Annotated in this window: 19 protein-coding genes; 17 read left to right on the plus strand and 2 right to left on the minus strand. The window is 31.2% G+C overall.

The window, feature by feature from the left end:
* Positions 1-252: 252 nt before the first annotated feature.
* Complete coding sequence (gene rpe, locus PF021_RS00005; protein ID WP_271020291.1) at positions 253-888, minus strand: ribulose-phosphate 3-epimerase; 636 nt, start codon at positions 886-888, stop codon at positions 253-255.
* Between the two features lie 106 nt (positions 889-994).
* On the opposite strand from rpe, the gene PF021_RS00010 reads away from it, so the two are divergent.
* The 11 genes from PF021_RS00010 (at position 995) to flgG (ending at position 10278) form a co-directional block, all read left to right on the plus strand.
* Positions 995-1855 (plus strand): class 1 fructose-bisphosphatase, encoded by an 861-nt coding sequence (locus PF021_RS00010; RefSeq protein ID WP_271020292.1) that lies wholly within the window; start codon positions 995-997, stop codon positions 1853-1855.
* The gene (locus PF021_RS00015) at positions 1839-2144 is read left to right on the plus strand and encodes a hypothetical protein (RefSeq protein WP_271020294.1); all 306 of its coding nucleotides are present in this window, start codon (positions 1839-1841) and stop codon (positions 2142-2144) included. Before PF021_RS00010 ends, PF021_RS00015 begins: the two co-directional genes overlap by 17 nt.
* Positions 2122-4038, plus strand: coding sequence for a methionine--tRNA ligase (gene metG, locus PF021_RS00020; protein ID WP_271020297.1), 1917 nt, complete (start codon positions 2122-2124; stop codon positions 4036-4038). The genes PF021_RS00015 and metG overlap by 23 nt, the downstream gene beginning before the upstream one ends.
* A 9-nt stretch (positions 4039-4047) precedes the next feature.
* Positions 4048-5091, plus strand: a complete 1044-nt coding sequence (locus PF021_RS00025) for a hypothetical protein (protein WP_271020299.1) — start codon at positions 4048-4050, stop codon at positions 5089-5091.
* A gap of 9 nt (positions 5092-5100) precedes the next feature.
* On the plus strand, positions 5101-5484 hold the full coding sequence (locus PF021_RS00030) for a NifB/NifX family molybdenum-iron cluster-binding protein (RefSeq protein WP_271020301.1): 384 nt from the start codon (positions 5101-5103) through the stop codon (positions 5482-5484).
* A gap of 119 nt (positions 5485-5603) precedes the next feature.
* On the plus strand, positions 5604-6197 hold the full coding sequence (locus PF021_RS00035; protein WP_271020303.1) for a GNAT family protein: 594 nt from the start codon (positions 5604-5606) through the stop codon (positions 6195-6197).
* On the plus strand, positions 6198-6485 hold the full coding sequence (locus tag PF021_RS00040) for a hypothetical protein (protein ID WP_271020305.1): 288 nt from the start codon (positions 6198-6200) through the stop codon (positions 6483-6485). It abuts the gene before it with no gap.
* Positions 6485-7213 (plus strand): SDR family NAD(P)-dependent oxidoreductase, encoded by a 729-nt coding sequence (locus PF021_RS00045; RefSeq protein WP_407081395.1) that lies wholly within the window; start codon positions 6485-6487, stop codon positions 7211-7213. Before PF021_RS00040 ends, PF021_RS00045 begins: the two co-directional genes overlap by 1 nt.
* Positions 7206-8549: an ANL family adenylate-forming protein gene (locus PF021_RS00050; protein WP_271020306.1), complete on the plus strand. Its 1344-nt coding sequence runs from the start codon at positions 7206-7208 to the stop codon at positions 8547-8549. The genes PF021_RS00045 and PF021_RS00050 overlap by 8 nt, the downstream gene beginning before the upstream one ends.
* A 95-nt stretch (positions 8550-8644) precedes the next feature.
* Entirely contained in the window at positions 8645-9478 is an 834-nt protein-coding gene (locus PF021_RS00055) for a flagellar hook-basal body protein (protein ID WP_271020308.1), read from the plus strand.
* A gap of 14 nt (positions 9479-9492) precedes the next feature.
* A complete protein-coding gene (gene flgG, locus PF021_RS00060) occupies positions 9493-10278 on the plus strand; it encodes a flagellar basal-body rod protein FlgG (RefSeq protein WP_271020310.1) in 786 nt (261 codons plus the stop codon).
* 16 nt (positions 10279-10294) lie between these two features.
* Here flgG and PF021_RS00065 read toward each other — a convergent pair whose 3' ends face one another.
* Positions 10295-10699, minus strand: a complete 405-nt coding sequence (locus PF021_RS00065) for a Fur family transcriptional regulator (protein WP_271020312.1) — start codon at positions 10697-10699, stop codon at positions 10295-10297.
* 203 nt (positions 10700-10902) lie between these two features.
* Here PF021_RS00065 and ffh point away from each other — a divergent pair, with 203 nt between their 5' ends.
* From ffh to rplS, 6 genes are all read left to right on the plus strand, one after another.
* Positions 10903-12240 (plus strand): signal recognition particle protein, encoded by a 1338-nt coding sequence (gene ffh, locus PF021_RS00070; protein WP_271020314.1) that lies wholly within the window; start codon positions 10903-10905, stop codon positions 12238-12240.
* Between the two features lie 69 nt (positions 12241-12309).
* Positions 12310-12537, plus strand: a complete 228-nt coding sequence (gene rpsP, locus PF021_RS00075) for a 30S ribosomal protein S16 (RefSeq protein WP_271020316.1) — start codon at positions 12310-12312, stop codon at positions 12535-12537.
* 2 nt (positions 12538-12539) lie between these two features.
* A complete protein-coding gene (locus tag PF021_RS00080; protein ID WP_271020318.1) occupies positions 12540-12779 on the plus strand; it encodes a KH domain-containing protein in 240 nt (79 codons plus the stop codon).
* Entirely contained in the window at positions 12780-13316 is a 537-nt protein-coding gene (gene rimM / locus PF021_RS00085) for a ribosome maturation factor RimM (protein WP_271020320.1), read from the plus strand.
* Positions 13317-14012, plus strand: coding sequence for a tRNA (guanosine(37)-N1)-methyltransferase TrmD (gene trmD / locus PF021_RS00090; protein WP_271020322.1), 696 nt, complete (start codon positions 13317-13319; stop codon positions 14010-14012).
* Entirely contained in the window at positions 14012-14368 is a 357-nt protein-coding gene (gene rplS / locus PF021_RS00095; protein WP_271020323.1) for a 50S ribosomal protein L19, read from the plus strand. The genes trmD and rplS overlap by 1 nt, the downstream gene beginning before the upstream one ends.
* Positions 14369-14392 lie beyond the last annotated feature (24 nt).

A 14392-nucleotide genomic window follows, 5' to 3' on the forward strand; every position in this document is an offset into this window, starting at 1 on the left:
TACTAATAATGTAAATAGAATTGCAGATGATATTATTAGTGATGTAAATAAGAAAAGATTCTAGGAGTCTTTTCTTATTACCCAAATATCTTTGAAAGGCTTAGTTTTATAATTTCATATTAATTTTTCAAGCAAGATTTTGCAATTTACAAAACTATGTTAATTGCTTGAATTTATTATAAGTCAATTTTTATTTTGTGGTTTATTTGCATGGATTTTTATTGAGAGAAGATTTAATCTCTATTTGTAGTATTATACTTTTAGGCTTTCTATTTTTTGATTGTAATTTCCGCTAAATACATAGCTACCAGCCACAACAATATCCACTCCTGCTTTTTTTAGTTCCTCTACATTTTGATTATTTACGCCACCATCTACTTCGATTAAACATTGCGGATTTATTCTTTCTATTAAATCTTTTAATTCTTTTATTTTATCAATTGTATTTGGTATAAATCTTTGTCCTCCAAATCCTGGATTTACGCTCATTACAAGCACCATATCAATATATTCTATTAGATATTTTATGCTATCTATGTTTGTGTGTGGATTTAGAACTATTGCAGGGGAGATTCCATAGTTTCGTATTTTTTGCACTAGAGAGTTTGCGTGTTTTTCTTCTTCTATGTGGAATGATATGTATTTTGGTTTATATTTTGCAAATAAATCAACAAAAAAGCTATTATTTTGCACCATCAAATGTATATCTAGTGGTTTTGTGGCTACTTTTGCTACTGATTCTATTACTATAGGACCTATTGTAAGGTTTGGGACAAAGTGTCCATCCATAACATCTATATGTACTAAATCACAATTTTTGCAAATAATCTCTATATCTCTTTGTAGATTTCCAAAATCAGCCGATAGAATACTTGGTGCCACTAGCATAGCTTGTCCTTATGGTGTTTATGCGGATTTTAGCAAAAAATATAGAATTTACAAAATACCCTAAATTCGCTATAATGGTGTTATTTTATAAAATTTTGGTGCTGTTATGGAAAATAACTTTAAATATGATATTGAAATTATATTTGATACAATAAAACTTGCTAGTGTTGAAATTTTTGATTTATTAAAAAATAGCATGGGAGAATACACTAGCACACAGAATTCTACTGGCGATATGCAACTTAAAGTCGATGTTCTATCTGATGAAGTAATAATTAAGCATTTTAAGAATTTAAGCATTGTTAAGCAAATATGTAGCGAAGAGCAAGAAAGTATTATTAGTATAAGTCAAAATGGAAAATATAGCATAGCTTATGATCCTTTAGATGGCTCTTCTTTAATGGGTGCCAATTTAAGTGTTGGAAGTATTTTTGGTGTTTATGATGGAGATTTTCTGCCAGAAAATATAGTAGCAAGTGCATATGTGGTGTATGGTATGGTTATTGGAATAGGGTTTGCTTCTAATGCTTGTGATGGCGTTAGCTACCATGTATATAATGGCAAAGAATTTGTGTATAAAAAAACACTGAGTTTAAATAATAGTGGCAAAATAAACGCAACAGGTGGCACTCAAAAAAATTGGAGCACATCGCATAAAGAAAAGATCGAATCTTTGTTTAATCGTGGATATAGATTAAGGTATAGTGGAGGAATGGTACCTGATTTACATCATATATTAGTTAAAGGCGGAGGATTATTTTCATATCCTGCTACAAGCGATGCTCCAAATGGTAAGCTTAGAATGCTATTTGAGGTTTTTCCATTTGCATATATATTTGATAAAGCAGGTGGGGATTCTACTAATGGCAAAGATTCTATTTTGTCATTAAAGCCAAGGAATCTGCATGATACAACACCTTGCTTTTTTGGTAGCAAAGAGGAGATAGAATTTGTTAGAGAAAAATAAAATTGACATTTATTTAAGAGATCTAAAAGATTGTCAAAGTAGTCATGCAACTACTAGTTGCGACTTTTGTCAGCTTGCAAATAATTGTCAAAAAAAGAAAGACTTCGAAAGTCTGGTAGTGCAGAATCTGAATGAGCAAAGTAGTGTAATTGTAGAATGTCAAAAGTCAAATGGAGTTAGTAGTTGCTTTGTGTGTAAAATGGTTTTGGAATGCAATACTAGAAATAATTATGTAAATTCTGTTTATTTAAGCATGAATCGAGGCAATGGAGGTAGTTTTGAATTCTAAGTTTTATGTTACAACACCTATTTATTATGTCAATGATAAGCCTCATATAGGACATGCTTATACTACTATCATTAGCGATACACTAGCTAGGTATCATAGTCTATGTGGAGATGAAGTATTTTTCTTAACTGGGACAGATGAGCATGGGCAAAAAATTGAGCAATCGGCTAAGAAAAACAATGAAAATCCTAGTGAATATGTAGATAAGGTGGCTTCTAAATTTAAAGATATGTGGGATAGTTTTAATATAAGCTATGATAAGTTTATAAGAACTAGCGAAGTTGAGCATAAAAATAGTGTTAAAAACGCATTTATAAAAATGTTTAACAAGGGTGATATTTATAAAGGAGAATATGAAGGTAATTATTGTATTTCTTGTGAATCTTTTGTTATGAATGCTATCTTATGCCCTGATTGTGGTAAGGAATTAGTAAAATTAAAAGAAGAGAGCTATTTCTTTAAGCTTAGTGCGTATGAAGATAGACTTTTAAAGTTCTATGATGAGAATCCTAATTTTATCTTGCCAACTTATCGTAAAAAAGAAGTTATCAATTTTATAAAAAATGGTTTAGAAGATTTATCAATTACTAGAACTAGCTTTAAGTGGGGTGTAGAGATTCCTAATGAAGTGGCTCAAATGAGTGATAAAGAGCATGTTGTCTATGTGTGGCTAGATGCATTGATGAACTATTTAAGTGCACTTGGATATGAAAATAACTTGGAATCTAAAATGGAATTTTTCCCACCTGATATACAACTTGTAGGTAAGGATATTCTAAAGTTCCATGCAATTTATTGGCCTGCATTTTTGATGAGTCTTGATTTGCCTCTACCAAAGCATATAGCAGCACATGGCTGGTGGACTAAAGATGGTGCTAAGATGAGTAAAAGTATAGGTAATGTGGTGAATCCTAGCGAAGTGGTTAGCGAATTTGGATTAGATGTATTTAGATATTTCTTGCTTAGAGAAGTGCCATTTGGGCAAGATGGAGACTTTTCTCAAAGGGCAATTGTTGAGAGGAGTAATGCAGATTTAAGTAATGTGCTTGGTAATCTGCTAAATAGACTTTTGGGAATGGGTGAGAAATATTTTGATAATAATTTAGATTCTTTATCTTTTGCCAGTGCTTATGAGGTAGAGTTAAAAGAGGTAGAAGATTCAATTAATATAGCTAGAGAATATATTTTTAAAGTTGAATTACATAATTATTTAGAAAGCATTTGGAGAATCTTTGATCTAGCAAATTTGACAATCACAAAAAAAGAGCCGTGGAAACTCATAAAAGAGAACAAGTATAATGAGGTAGCAGAATTGTTGGTTTTTATATCAAATACATTAATTAAAGGTGCTTACATGCTATATCCTTGTATGCCTGCTTCTGCTAAGAAAATTTTGTCAGTTTTTTCATTAGGTGATGATGGATTTGGTAGATTTGTTGTTAATAAAGAGATTCTAACTTCTGTAAAATTAAATCATATACCACCACTATTCCCAAGACTAGAGGTAAAAGAAGAAATAAAACAAGAGATAAAGTCAGAAGCAAAATTAGAGCCATTAAGTATAGAAAATGTCATAGATAGAGATTATTTTATGAATATTGATATTAAAGTTGGCACTATAATAGAGGTTGAAGTATTGCCAAAAAGTGAGAAGCTACTAAAACTTAGAGTTGATTTAGGAGAAACAAGACCAAGACAGATTATTGCTGGAATCAAGCTTTACTATGAGCCACAAGAATTAATCGGTATGCAAGTATGTGTGCTAGCAAATCTAAAACCAGCTAAGCTAATGGGAGAGATTAGTGAAGGAATGATACTAGCAGTTAAAGATGATAGCGGATTATCTGTGATTACTCCGCATAAAGTGGCACAAAATGGAAGCAAGATAAGCTAAGGATAGGTTATGAAAAAGGGAAATATACAAATTGGCGTTAATGAAGTTGTTGAAATTACTTTTGGAACATTATTAAATAAGCCCAGTATATCCTTTTTTAACCGAATCTGTGATGATGTAGAGCAAGTAACAAGAGGCGATTTGTTTGTAGCGTTTAATGCAAATGATATAAATTTAGCAATAGAGCGTGGTGCATTTGGTATCTTATTTAGTGAGGATATTGCCATTACTGATAATGAGGTAGCATGGATTTGTGTAGCAAATATAGAACAAGCTATAACCAAATTATTGCGACATTATTTGATTGTTAAGAGTAAGATTTTATTTTTATTAAGTAGTGATGAGTATGATATTGCTAGTTGTATTTTAAATCAAAATAAGAAAATTGCATACTTCAATGGTGGTTTTGTGCAATTATTACAATTTGTGATAGAGACAGAGAGTGCGTATGTGATGTATAGGTATAATGGGGACTTTTTATTAAATGAAATAGAACAAGAAGCAAAAATTCTAGATGATACAAAAATAGATGATGATAAGTTGCCATTTTCTATTAATTCATTCTCGCTTTTTGGCATTAAGATATTTTATAAGTCATTAGACTATTCGTTGCAGATTCCAAAGCTTTTTATACAACCACTATCAAGGATTATAAAGTTGGCTGATGAATATTGCTTTTCTGTGAAGCTTGATAATTTAAATGGAATCTCTAGTTTTAGGCCATTGTATTTAGATGAAAGAGGTTATATCTCTCAACCGGGCACTACTAATAAGGTAGTCCTATCATGCGAAGATGTAAAGCTTTATGAGCAATATTTGGCTTATTTTGCCATGTATGCTAAATGGGCTAAACTTATATTGTTTGTGCCAAAAATATATCATGAGTTATATACTCCATATGCTGATGTGATATGCTATGAAGATAATGACAGGCTTTTTGATGAGTTAATACATCAAAAATATAACTTTGCACTTATTTTAGGAATTAGTTCAGATATGCTTGAGAAGCGTTTTACAAAAGAAGATAAAGAAATTAGTTTATTTGATTTATAAGGAATATTTATGAAAATTGCAATACCAGTATATGACGATAGTCTAAGAATCTTTACAAACACGGGGCATACACCATTTTTTGCCATTTTTGAGCAAGTTGGTTCTGGAATGTTTAAAAAGATTGATTTCGTTGAATTAAGGCATAACCCTAGAGGTAATGTAGAGGCTAGTGAAGGTTGTTCTCATAATGATTCAGATATGAGCGAAGAAGAGCAAATAGCGCATAAACTAGAACATAATATCTTAGGTGAGATAATTAAAGATTGTCAAGTTGTGCTTGTAAAGAAGGCTTGTAAAAACACAGCAAAAGTATTTAATGAATATGGCATTAAAATATGTAAAATAGAAACTAATTGTTTGAATGCAAAAGATTCGTTTGTGTATATAAAATAATTTATTTTTGAAGGAGAATGTGGTTGTTAAAAGGTAATACAAAAAATAATATTTGTTGTGGGGGGGGGGGGTAATTATTTATTAGTATTAATGGCACCCTTGTATAAAGTGAGGGTAGCATGAAGATAAATACTCACAATTATGCACCATATGAAGGTAGGTTTGTAAATTTAAGAGAAGCAGAAATAGAAGATTCTAGCTTCATTCTTTCTCTACGGACAGACGTTAAAAAATCTAGATATCTACACAAAACACAAAATAGCCTAGATAATCAAGCACAATATATGCAAAGATATAAAACATTGAACAATGAATGGTATTTTATAGTTATTTCTAAAGAACAAAAGAGGCTTGGGACAATTAGTATATATCCACATGAAATACTTATTCCGCATTGGAATAATCAAAAAAATATAGATTCTGACAATCTAAAAGCAATAGGAATTGGACGATGGATTATGAGTGATGAGGCTTCATATGTGGAAGTTTTAGAGAGTGTATGTATTGCAAAGAGAATATTATTTATGGACTTTTTGGTGGATTTTGAGCCGTTTATTGCGCATAAAGATAATTTAAAAGTATTGCAATTTCACAAAAGATGGGGTGCTAGGATAGTTGGGAGTAGTGGAGATTTACAGCTTTTAGAGCTACATAGAGATGATTATTTGAAGAATAAAGTTAAGTTTGAAAATATGTTAAAAGAAGGAGAATAAATGAAAGATGAGCAATTAGAGAAAATAATTTTTGAGATTTTAAAGAATCTAGCAGACGAATTAGATGTAAGAGAGTTAGAAAATCCAACATTAGACACCAAGTTATATGGTGTTGGAGGCAACTTAGATTCTTTGGCTCTAGTTAGTTTTATATCTGATTTAGAAGATAGAATGAGTGATGAATTTGGTTTTAATGTTATATTAGCAAATGACAAAACAATGAGTGCTAAGCATTCCCCGTTTAGAAATGTAAAAGCACTAAAAGAGTATATATTGGGAATGCAATAATGCGTGTTGTTGTAATTACTGGCACAAGAAAGGGTATTGGTAGAAATCTATCAGAGTATTATCTTAATTGTGGTTATATAGTATGTGGTTGCTCTAGGAGCAAGAGTGATTTGGTGCATGAGAATTATAGGCATTTTTGTTTGGATATTAGCGATGAGAGTGCTGTTATAGATATGATTTTAGCCATAAAATTAGAGTTTGGCAAAATTGATATTTTACTAAATAATGCAGGTATTGCCTCCATGAATCATGTTATAACAACACCATACAAAAGTGTCAAAAATATTTTTGAGACAAATTTTTTTGGCAGTTTTTTATTTATTAGAGAAGTTTCAAAAGTTATGATAAATTTATATAGAAAGCAATATAAAAATAGCAATTTATCTCCATTTAGAATAGTAAATTTTGCAACAATAGCAGTTCCATTACAATTAGAAGGTGAAGCAATATATGCAGCTAGTAAGGCTGCAATTATTAATTTTACTAAGGTTTGTGCAAAAGAGCTTGCAAGTTTTGGCATTACTATTAATGCAATAGGACCAACACCAATAAAGACGGATTTGATAAAAAATGTACCAAAAGACAAAATAGAACTTCTATTAAATGCTCAATCCATAAAAAGATTCGGAACTTTTGATGATATTTGTAGAGTAATCGATTTTTTTATAGATTCTAAGAATGACTTTATAACAGGTCAAGTTATATACTTAGGCGGGATTAATGATTGATTTTAAAAGTCCATATTTAAATAAAATATCACAACATAAAAAAGATTCCATTGCTTTAATTTTTAACGATACTTGTATTAGCTATGGAGAGCTATTATCTTTAGTTGCTAATAATATTAAGCTATTAGAGTCTTATAGTGATAATGTTGTGGCTATTATTGGGGATTTTGACATACAAACTATAAGCTTTTTTTTAGCTTGCATAGAAACCAAAAAAGTTATTGTGCCTCTTTTTAGTGGTTTAAACAAATCGGATGTAGATAGCAAACTATATGAGAGCAATGCTAGTTTGATTTATAAAAATGGCAATTTAAAATCAATATCGTCAAATTGCAAAAATCATAAAAGTATAGATATGTTATTGAAATTAGGACATGGTGGATTAGTGTTGTTCTCTAGTGGTTCAACTGGTAAACCAAAGGCAATTTTGCATAATTTAGATAATTTGCTAGATAGTTATTTAGATAAGAAAAACAAAAATATTAATATTTTATTGTTTTTGATGTTTGATCACATAGGAGGATTGAATACATTGTTTAACGCTCTAGCAATAGGGGCTTCAGGGATAGCTATACAAGATAGAAAAAATATTGAAAAAATAGTAGAGTCGATTTGCAAATATCAAATTTCCATGCTTCCCGCTTCTCCTAGTTTTTTGAATTTGCTTTTATTAAGTGGGGTTCTCTTAAAGTTTGATGTGTCTTCTTTAAAAATTATTACTTATGGCACTGAAAAGATGCCAACAGCTTTGTTGGATAGGCTTAAAAAATCTATGCCAAGAGTTAGGTTTCATCAGACATTTGGGACTAGTGAAGTTGGAATCTTACAAACAAAAAGCTATCAAAATGCAATCAAGCTAGAAGGTGTTGATTATAAAATTTTAAATAACAGGTTGTATTTGAAATCAAAAACACAAGCTTTAGGGTATCTAAATGTCGATGATCATAGTTTTGATGAAGATGGATATTTTGATAGTGGAGATATGGTAGAGACGGAAGTAATTAATGGAGAAGAGTATATAAGGATTCTAGGTAGGGCAAAAGAAGTTATAAATGTAGGTGGAGAAAAGGTATTACCACAAGAAATTGAAGGGGTGATTATGCAAATAGATGAAATACAGGATTGTTTAGTATATGGTGAATCTAATGCAATAACTGGTCAGAGAGTTAGTGTAAAGGTCGTATTAGAAAGTGGCAAAAATCTAAGTAATATAGAGTTAAAACAAAAAATAAGAAATTTTTGTAAAGATAAACTTGACAGATATAAAATCCCAACAAAAGTCGAAATAGTAAGCAATCTTAATATAACCAACAGATATAAAAAGGAAAGACTGTAAAGAAAAATACATGAATTCGTGGATTCTAAATTTTAATATATTTTGGAACACCTTTTGCTTTTTACTACTTTGAATATTTTTATAAAGGGTAGTAAATGCAAGGCGGATATTATAGTTCTGTTGGCGGAATGGTAACGCAGATAAATCGTCTAGATGTTATTTCAAATAACATTGCAAATGCTAATACAACTGGATTTAAAAGAGATGATGTTGTAGTTGGTGATTTTTTGCGACTTTATGAACAAAGTAAAGATTTTTTGCCAATAGATGATCAAACTAAAGATGCAGCCAAGTTTTACAATAGATCCTTAAATCGTGTTCCTCAAATCGTAGAAGAATTTACAGATAGAAGTCTTGGCGGAATGATTAAAACTGATAATACATTTGATTTTGCTCTATCTAGAGAGAATGCGTATTTTATGATTGAAACTCCAAATGGAATTAGATTTACAAGAGATGGATCTTTTGTTTTAAATGAGGAGGGCAGGTTGGTAAATAAGGAAGGATTCCCAGTTTTACCAAGAGAATACCTAGATGCTCCACAATATATAGAATTTATCGATGGCTATCAAGTTGAAGTTGATACTAACGGGAATATCTATACTAGATCATTAAACAATGAAGAAATAAATGAAGCTATAATGATTTCAAATTTAGCGGTTGCTTCATTTGAGAATCCAAAATACTTAAAAAAAGTTGGTGATAACTTATATGAGTATCCACAAGCTAAATTAAATCAGCTTGAAATGCTAGAGCAAAGTGGAGCAGTAAGGCAAGGATTCCTAGAAAAAAGCAATATAAATGTTGTTTATGAGATGACAGGGTTGATTGAGACAAATAGGTTGGTTGAAGCTTATTCAAAAGTTCTAAAAACACATATGGATGAGCTAAATACTGAAGCAATTACAAAATTAGCAGCTAAAGCATAATAAAAGGATTTAATATGATGAGAGCACTTTATACAGCAACAACAGGTATGTTAGGACAACAATTACAAATAGATGTAACTTCAAATAATATCTCAAATGTAAATACTCATGGATACAGAAAAGAAAGGGCAGAGTTTTCAGATTTGTTTCATCAAGTTTTACAATACGCTGGATCTAGCACTAGCGAGACTACTACATCTCCAACTGGAATTGAAGTTGGTCTTGGTGTGCGTCCTACTTCTGTGCAAAAATTATTTGGTCAAGGTAATTTTAAAGAAACAGAGAATAACTATGATATAGCAATTGAAGGGAATGGATTCTTTCAAATAGAGCTTCCAGATGGAACTATTGCCTATACTAGAGATGGTGCTTTCAAAAGAGATAATGAAGGAAATGTTGTTAATTCGCAAGGGTACTTGTTGGTTCCTAATATAACAGTGCCTGATGATGCTACGCAATTTAGTGTTGGGACAGATGGAACTGTAACGGTTGTGCAAGGCAATGAAACAACCGAACTGGGTCAAATAGAAACAGTGAATTTCATTAATCCTGCTGGTTTGCATGCACTTGGGGATAATTTATATTTAAATACAAATGCTTCTGGTGATCCTATTGTTGGAACTCCTGGGCTAAATGGATTTGGAACTCTAAGACAAGGGTTTATAGAGACAAGCAATGTAAAATTGGTTGAAGAAATGACTGACTTGATTGTTGGACAAAGGGCTTATGAGGCAAACTCAAAATCGATTCAAACAGCAGATTCAATGTTACAAGTTGTAAATCAATTGAAGCGTAATTAATAACTATCGAATCTTTTTAAGATTCGCATTCTTTGCAGATTCCAAGTAGGGCAATCGAGCTATCTTGAATCTTATAGCCTGTTTCTTTTTCGCAACTTTGCTTTAGATTGTCTATTGCTTCTTCTAAGTGTATATCTTTTATCATTCCGCACCTTTCACATACCAAATGTATATGTGGCCTTTTTGTTAGCTCATATCTTGGTTTTTGGTTTGGTAGTTTTACTTCGTCAATTATTTTTACTTCTTGCATTGATGTTAGATTCTTATAAATTGTAGCTAAAGACATTGATGGGTGATTTTTTTTGATATTTTCATATATCTCATCTATACTTATATGTCCTTTGGTATTTATTTCTTGTAGAATTGCCATTCTTTGTGGAGTAACTTTTAAATTTCCGTTTTTTAAAATTTGTTCAAACATTCTATGCCCCTTAAACAAATAATTAATAGTGTTTTAAATTTTTGTAATTGCGATTATATATTATAGGATTGTTAGTTGTCAATAAAAATTATTCTTTAGATTTTAAAAATTTAGATGTAAAATTTTTACTTTTATTATTTGTTTTAAATATATTTTTTGCTAGAATCACCGCTATTATTTTTTTATTTTTAAGGTGTGAAAGTTTGTTTAGTGCTATACAAGATGGTTTTCAAAACGCTATAAATAAGATTAGATTCCATGATGATGAAAAGGCATTAAAAAAGGCTTTAGATGAGCTTAAAAAGGCATTGTTAAAGTCAGATGTGCATTATAAAGTTTTAAAAGAATTGCTAAGTGATGTTGAGCAAAAAACTAAAAGTGCTGGAATTGGCAAGAAGTCTTTTTTAGATTCTTTACAATCATCTTTAACAAATATACTAAATGCACCGGGCAATTATGGATTTATCTTTGCTTCTAAACCACCAACTATCATACTTATGTCAGGTCTTCAAGGAAGCGGTAAGACAACTACAACGATAAAATTAGCCAATTATTTAAAGCTAAAAGGAAAGAAGGTTTTAGTTGCCGCTTGTGATTTGCAAAGACTAGCAGCAGTTGAGCAGCTAAGGCAGTTAAGCTCTCAAGCTGAAGTTGATTTTTTTTATATCGAAAATACAACTGCAGTTGATATTGCAAAAGAGGCTAAAAAGAAAGCAGAACAAGGTTTGTATGACGTCTTGCTTGTAGATACTGCCGGTAGATTGGCTATTGATGAAGCATTGATGAATGAGTTAGAAGATATAAAAAATAGTATAAATCCTAATGAAATATTTTATGTAGTGGATAGTTTAAGTGGTCAAGATGGTGTAAAGAGTGCTGGTTTATTCCATGAGAAAATCAAACTAGATGGAGTAATTTTAAGCAAGTTTGATGGAGATAGCAAGGGTGGCATTGCACTATCAATCGCTCATCAATTAGGAATCCCTCTTAGATTTATAGGTGTTGGGGAGAAGATTCCTGATTTAGAAGTCTTTATCCCAGATAGGATTGTAAGTAGGCTAATGGGAGCAGGTGATATTCAGTCTCTTGCTGAAAAAACTGCATCTATTATAAGCGAGAAAGAAGCAAAGAATCTTAGTAAAAAAATAAAAAAAGGAAAATTTACCTTTAATGATTTTCTAGCACAGCTTGAGAATCTAAAAAAATTAGGCTCTATGCAATCTATATTATCTATGGTTCCGGGATTGTCAAATATGTCTAGTGCTTTAAAAGATGTTGATTTAGATAATTCTAAAGAGATAAATCAAATAAAGGCTATGATCTTCTCTATGACGCCTAAGGAGAGGGAGAATCCAGAACTACTAAATGGAAGTAGAAAAAAAAGAATTGCAGCTGGAGCGGGCATTGATGTTAGTGATGTAAATAGATTTCTAAAGCAGTTTGAAAACGCTGCTAAGATGGCAAAAAAATTCTCAAAAGGTGGTATGGGAGATTTTATGAATCTTATGAAAGAAGCTAGAATGGGGCAGCTTAGACGATAAAGTTTGTCCAAAGTAGAATTTTTCTATTTTTGACAGATTTTATTCTGTATTTTAATTTTAGGAGTTTTTATGGCAACAGTTATTCGTTTAACTAAAATGGGACGCAAGAAAAAGCCTTTTTATAGAATTGTAGTTACAGATAGTAGAAAAAAAAGAGATGGTGGTTGGATAGAATCTATTGGTTATTACAATCCTCTAACAGAGCCTTCTACTGTTAAGTTTGATGCTGATAGATTGAAATATTGGGTTAGTGTTGGCGCTAAAATGAGTGAAAGAGTTAAAACAATTACAAAATAAACATGATAGACAAATTTATTTTATCTTATGTTCAAAAGATAGTCTTAGAACCAGAAAAAGTAAAAATTGTAAAGCGTGTCATAGAAGATAATTTTTACGAAATTGAGATTCTAGCCTCTAGCGTTGATGCTGGGCGCTTGATCGGTAAAGATGGTAAAATGATAGGTGCTATGAAGACATTTATCTCTGGGCTAAAGGCTAAAGATGGTAGCTCATATAGAATAGTAGTAAAGCCAGTATAAGTGAAAAAACTAGATGATAAAATAGTTGTAGCCAAGATTGGCAAGGTTTTTGGCGTTAGGGGAGAGTTGCTATTGCATGTGCTTAGTGATTTTCCGCAGTCAATTAAAAGTGGTTCTACATATTTCTATGAAAGAGGAGAACTAGTTATCAAGTCATTTGATAGGTCAAAATCCATAGTTAGCTTTGAAAAAATAGATAATAGAGAAGAAGCTAGACTTCTTACAAACTGCCATTTATATACCACAAAGGATGATACGGCTAATACTTGCTTGTTGGGTAAAGATGAGTATTTTTGGTTTGATATTGTCGGCTCTAGTGTTTATGAGAATAATATACTTTTAGGTATTGTAGATGATATAGATAGGTTTGGTGGTGGTGATTTTTTGTGTGTTAAGACCGATATAAATCTAGTAACACAAGGAATGCCAAAACAATTTCTAATACCATATACTGATAGATATATTTTAAATGTAAAAAATACGAAACCAAAAAGTATATTTGTTCAATTTTGTAAAGATATTTTGGAAAATAGCTAGATGAAGTTTTCGTTTGTTAGCTTATTTCCGAATTTAATTGAGCACTACTTTTGCGATTCAATATTAAAAAGAGCAATAGATTCCAAACTTATTGAAGTTGATTTTTATAATCCTAGAGATTTTAGTGATAATCGGTATTTGAAGGTAGATTCATATCAGGTTGGTGGTGGAGCTGGTTTATTATTAGATGTGTATTCTTTGGGTAATGCACTTGAATTTTTGACACAAAGATATCCTAGAGCACATATTATATTTTTAACCCCATGTGCGAAATTATTTCATCAAAATGATTCAAAAAGATTAAGTAGATTAGAACATATAATATTTGTCTGTGGCAGATATGAGGGGTTTGATGAAAGGATTTTAGAGTTTTATGCTAATGAAGTTTTTAGTATTGGTGATTTTATCCTAACTGGTGGCGAACTTGGTGCATTATGTCTTTGTGATAGTATTGCAAGACATATTGATGGTGTATTGGGAAATTCTGATTCTTTGCTTGGAGAGAGCTATGAAGATAATTTGCTTGAAGCACCAAATTTTGCCAAACCTTATAAATTTAAAAATTTAAGTATCCCTTCAGAATATTCAAAGGGAAACCATGTTAGAATCCGAACCTTAAAAATGAAAGCGTCAGAGGCTAAGACAAAATATCATAGACCAGATTTATACTGGCAACATAAACATAAGGGCAGATAATGAGAAATAAATACATAGAGCATTTTGAAAATGCACAAATTAAAGACAAGAACATTCCACAATTTAAAGCTGGTGATACTCTAAGAGTTAGTATTAGGATTTCAGAGGGGGATAAAACTAGGATTCAAAACTTTGAAGGTATATGTATATCTCTAAGAGGCACAGGTGTTGGCAAGACTTTTACTATTAGAAAAATTGGTGCTAATGGTGTTGGCGTTGAGAGAATCTTGCCTATTTACTCTGATAGTATCGAGGAGATTAAGGTATTAAAAATAGGTCGTGTAAGAAGAGCGAAATTATATTATCTACGCACTAGAAGTGGAAAATCAGCAAGAATTAAAGAGATTAGAAAATAATCCTTTTGATTCTGTAGCTAATCC

Source organism: Helicobacter ibis (assembly GCF_027859255.1).
GTDB classification, from domain to species: domain Bacteria; phylum Campylobacterota; class Campylobacteria; order Campylobacterales; family Helicobacteraceae; genus Helicobacter_D; species Helicobacter_D ibis.

Excerpts from the sequence above, each read along its gene's own strand:
- rpe (WP_271020291.1), bottom strand. The coding sequence starts at position 888 with ATGCTAGTGGCACCAAGTATTCTATCGGCTGATTTTGGAAATCTACAA.
- PF021_RS00010 (WP_271020292.1), top strand. The coding sequence starts at position 995 with ATGGAAAATAACTTTAAATATGATATTGAAATTATATTTGATACAATA.
- metG (WP_271020297.1), top strand. The coding sequence starts at position 2,122 with ATGGAGGTAGTTTTGAATTCTAAGTTTTATGTTACAACACCTATTTAT.
- PF021_RS00025 (WP_271020299.1), top strand. The coding sequence starts at position 4,048 with ATGAAAAAGGGAAATATACAAATTGGCGTTAATGAAGTTGTTGAAATT.
- PF021_RS00030 (WP_271020301.1), top strand. The coding sequence starts at position 5,101 with ATGAAAATTGCAATACCAGTATATGACGATAGTCTAAGAATCTTTACA.
- PF021_RS00035 (WP_271020303.1), top strand. The coding sequence starts at position 5,604 with ATGAAGATAAATACTCACAATTATGCACCATATGAAGGTAGGTTTGTA.
- PF021_RS00040 (WP_271020305.1), top strand. The coding sequence starts at position 6,198 with ATGAAAGATGAGCAATTAGAGAAAATAATTTTTGAGATTTTAAAGAAT.
- PF021_RS00045 (WP_407081395.1), top strand. The coding sequence starts at position 6,485 with ATGCGTGTTGTTGTAATTACTGGCACAAGAAAGGGTATTGGTAGAAAT.
- PF021_RS00050 (WP_271020306.1), top strand. The coding sequence starts at position 7,206 with ATGATTGATTTTAAAAGTCCATATTTAAATAAAATATCACAACATAAA.
- PF021_RS00055 (WP_271020308.1), top strand. The coding sequence starts at position 8,645 with ATGCAAGGCGGATATTATAGTTCTGTTGGCGGAATGGTAACGCAGATA.
- flgG (WP_271020310.1), top strand. The coding sequence starts at position 9,493 with ATGATGAGAGCACTTTATACAGCAACAACAGGTATGTTAGGACAACAA.
- PF021_RS00065 (WP_271020312.1), bottom strand. The coding sequence starts at position 10,699 with ATGTTTGAACAAATTTTAAAAAACGGAAATTTAAAAGTTACTCCACAA.
- rpsP (WP_271020316.1), top strand. The coding sequence starts at position 12,310 with ATGGCAACAGTTATTCGTTTAACTAAAATGGGACGCAAGAAAAAGCCT.
- PF021_RS00080 (WP_271020318.1), top strand. The coding sequence starts at position 12,540 with ATGATAGACAAATTTATTTTATCTTATGTTCAAAAGATAGTCTTAGAA.
- trmD (WP_271020322.1), top strand. The coding sequence starts at position 13,317 with ATGAAGTTTTCGTTTGTTAGCTTATTTCCGAATTTAATTGAGCACTAC.
- rplS (WP_271020323.1), top strand. The coding sequence starts at position 14,012 with ATGAGAAATAAATACATAGAGCATTTTGAAAATGCACAAATTAAAGAC.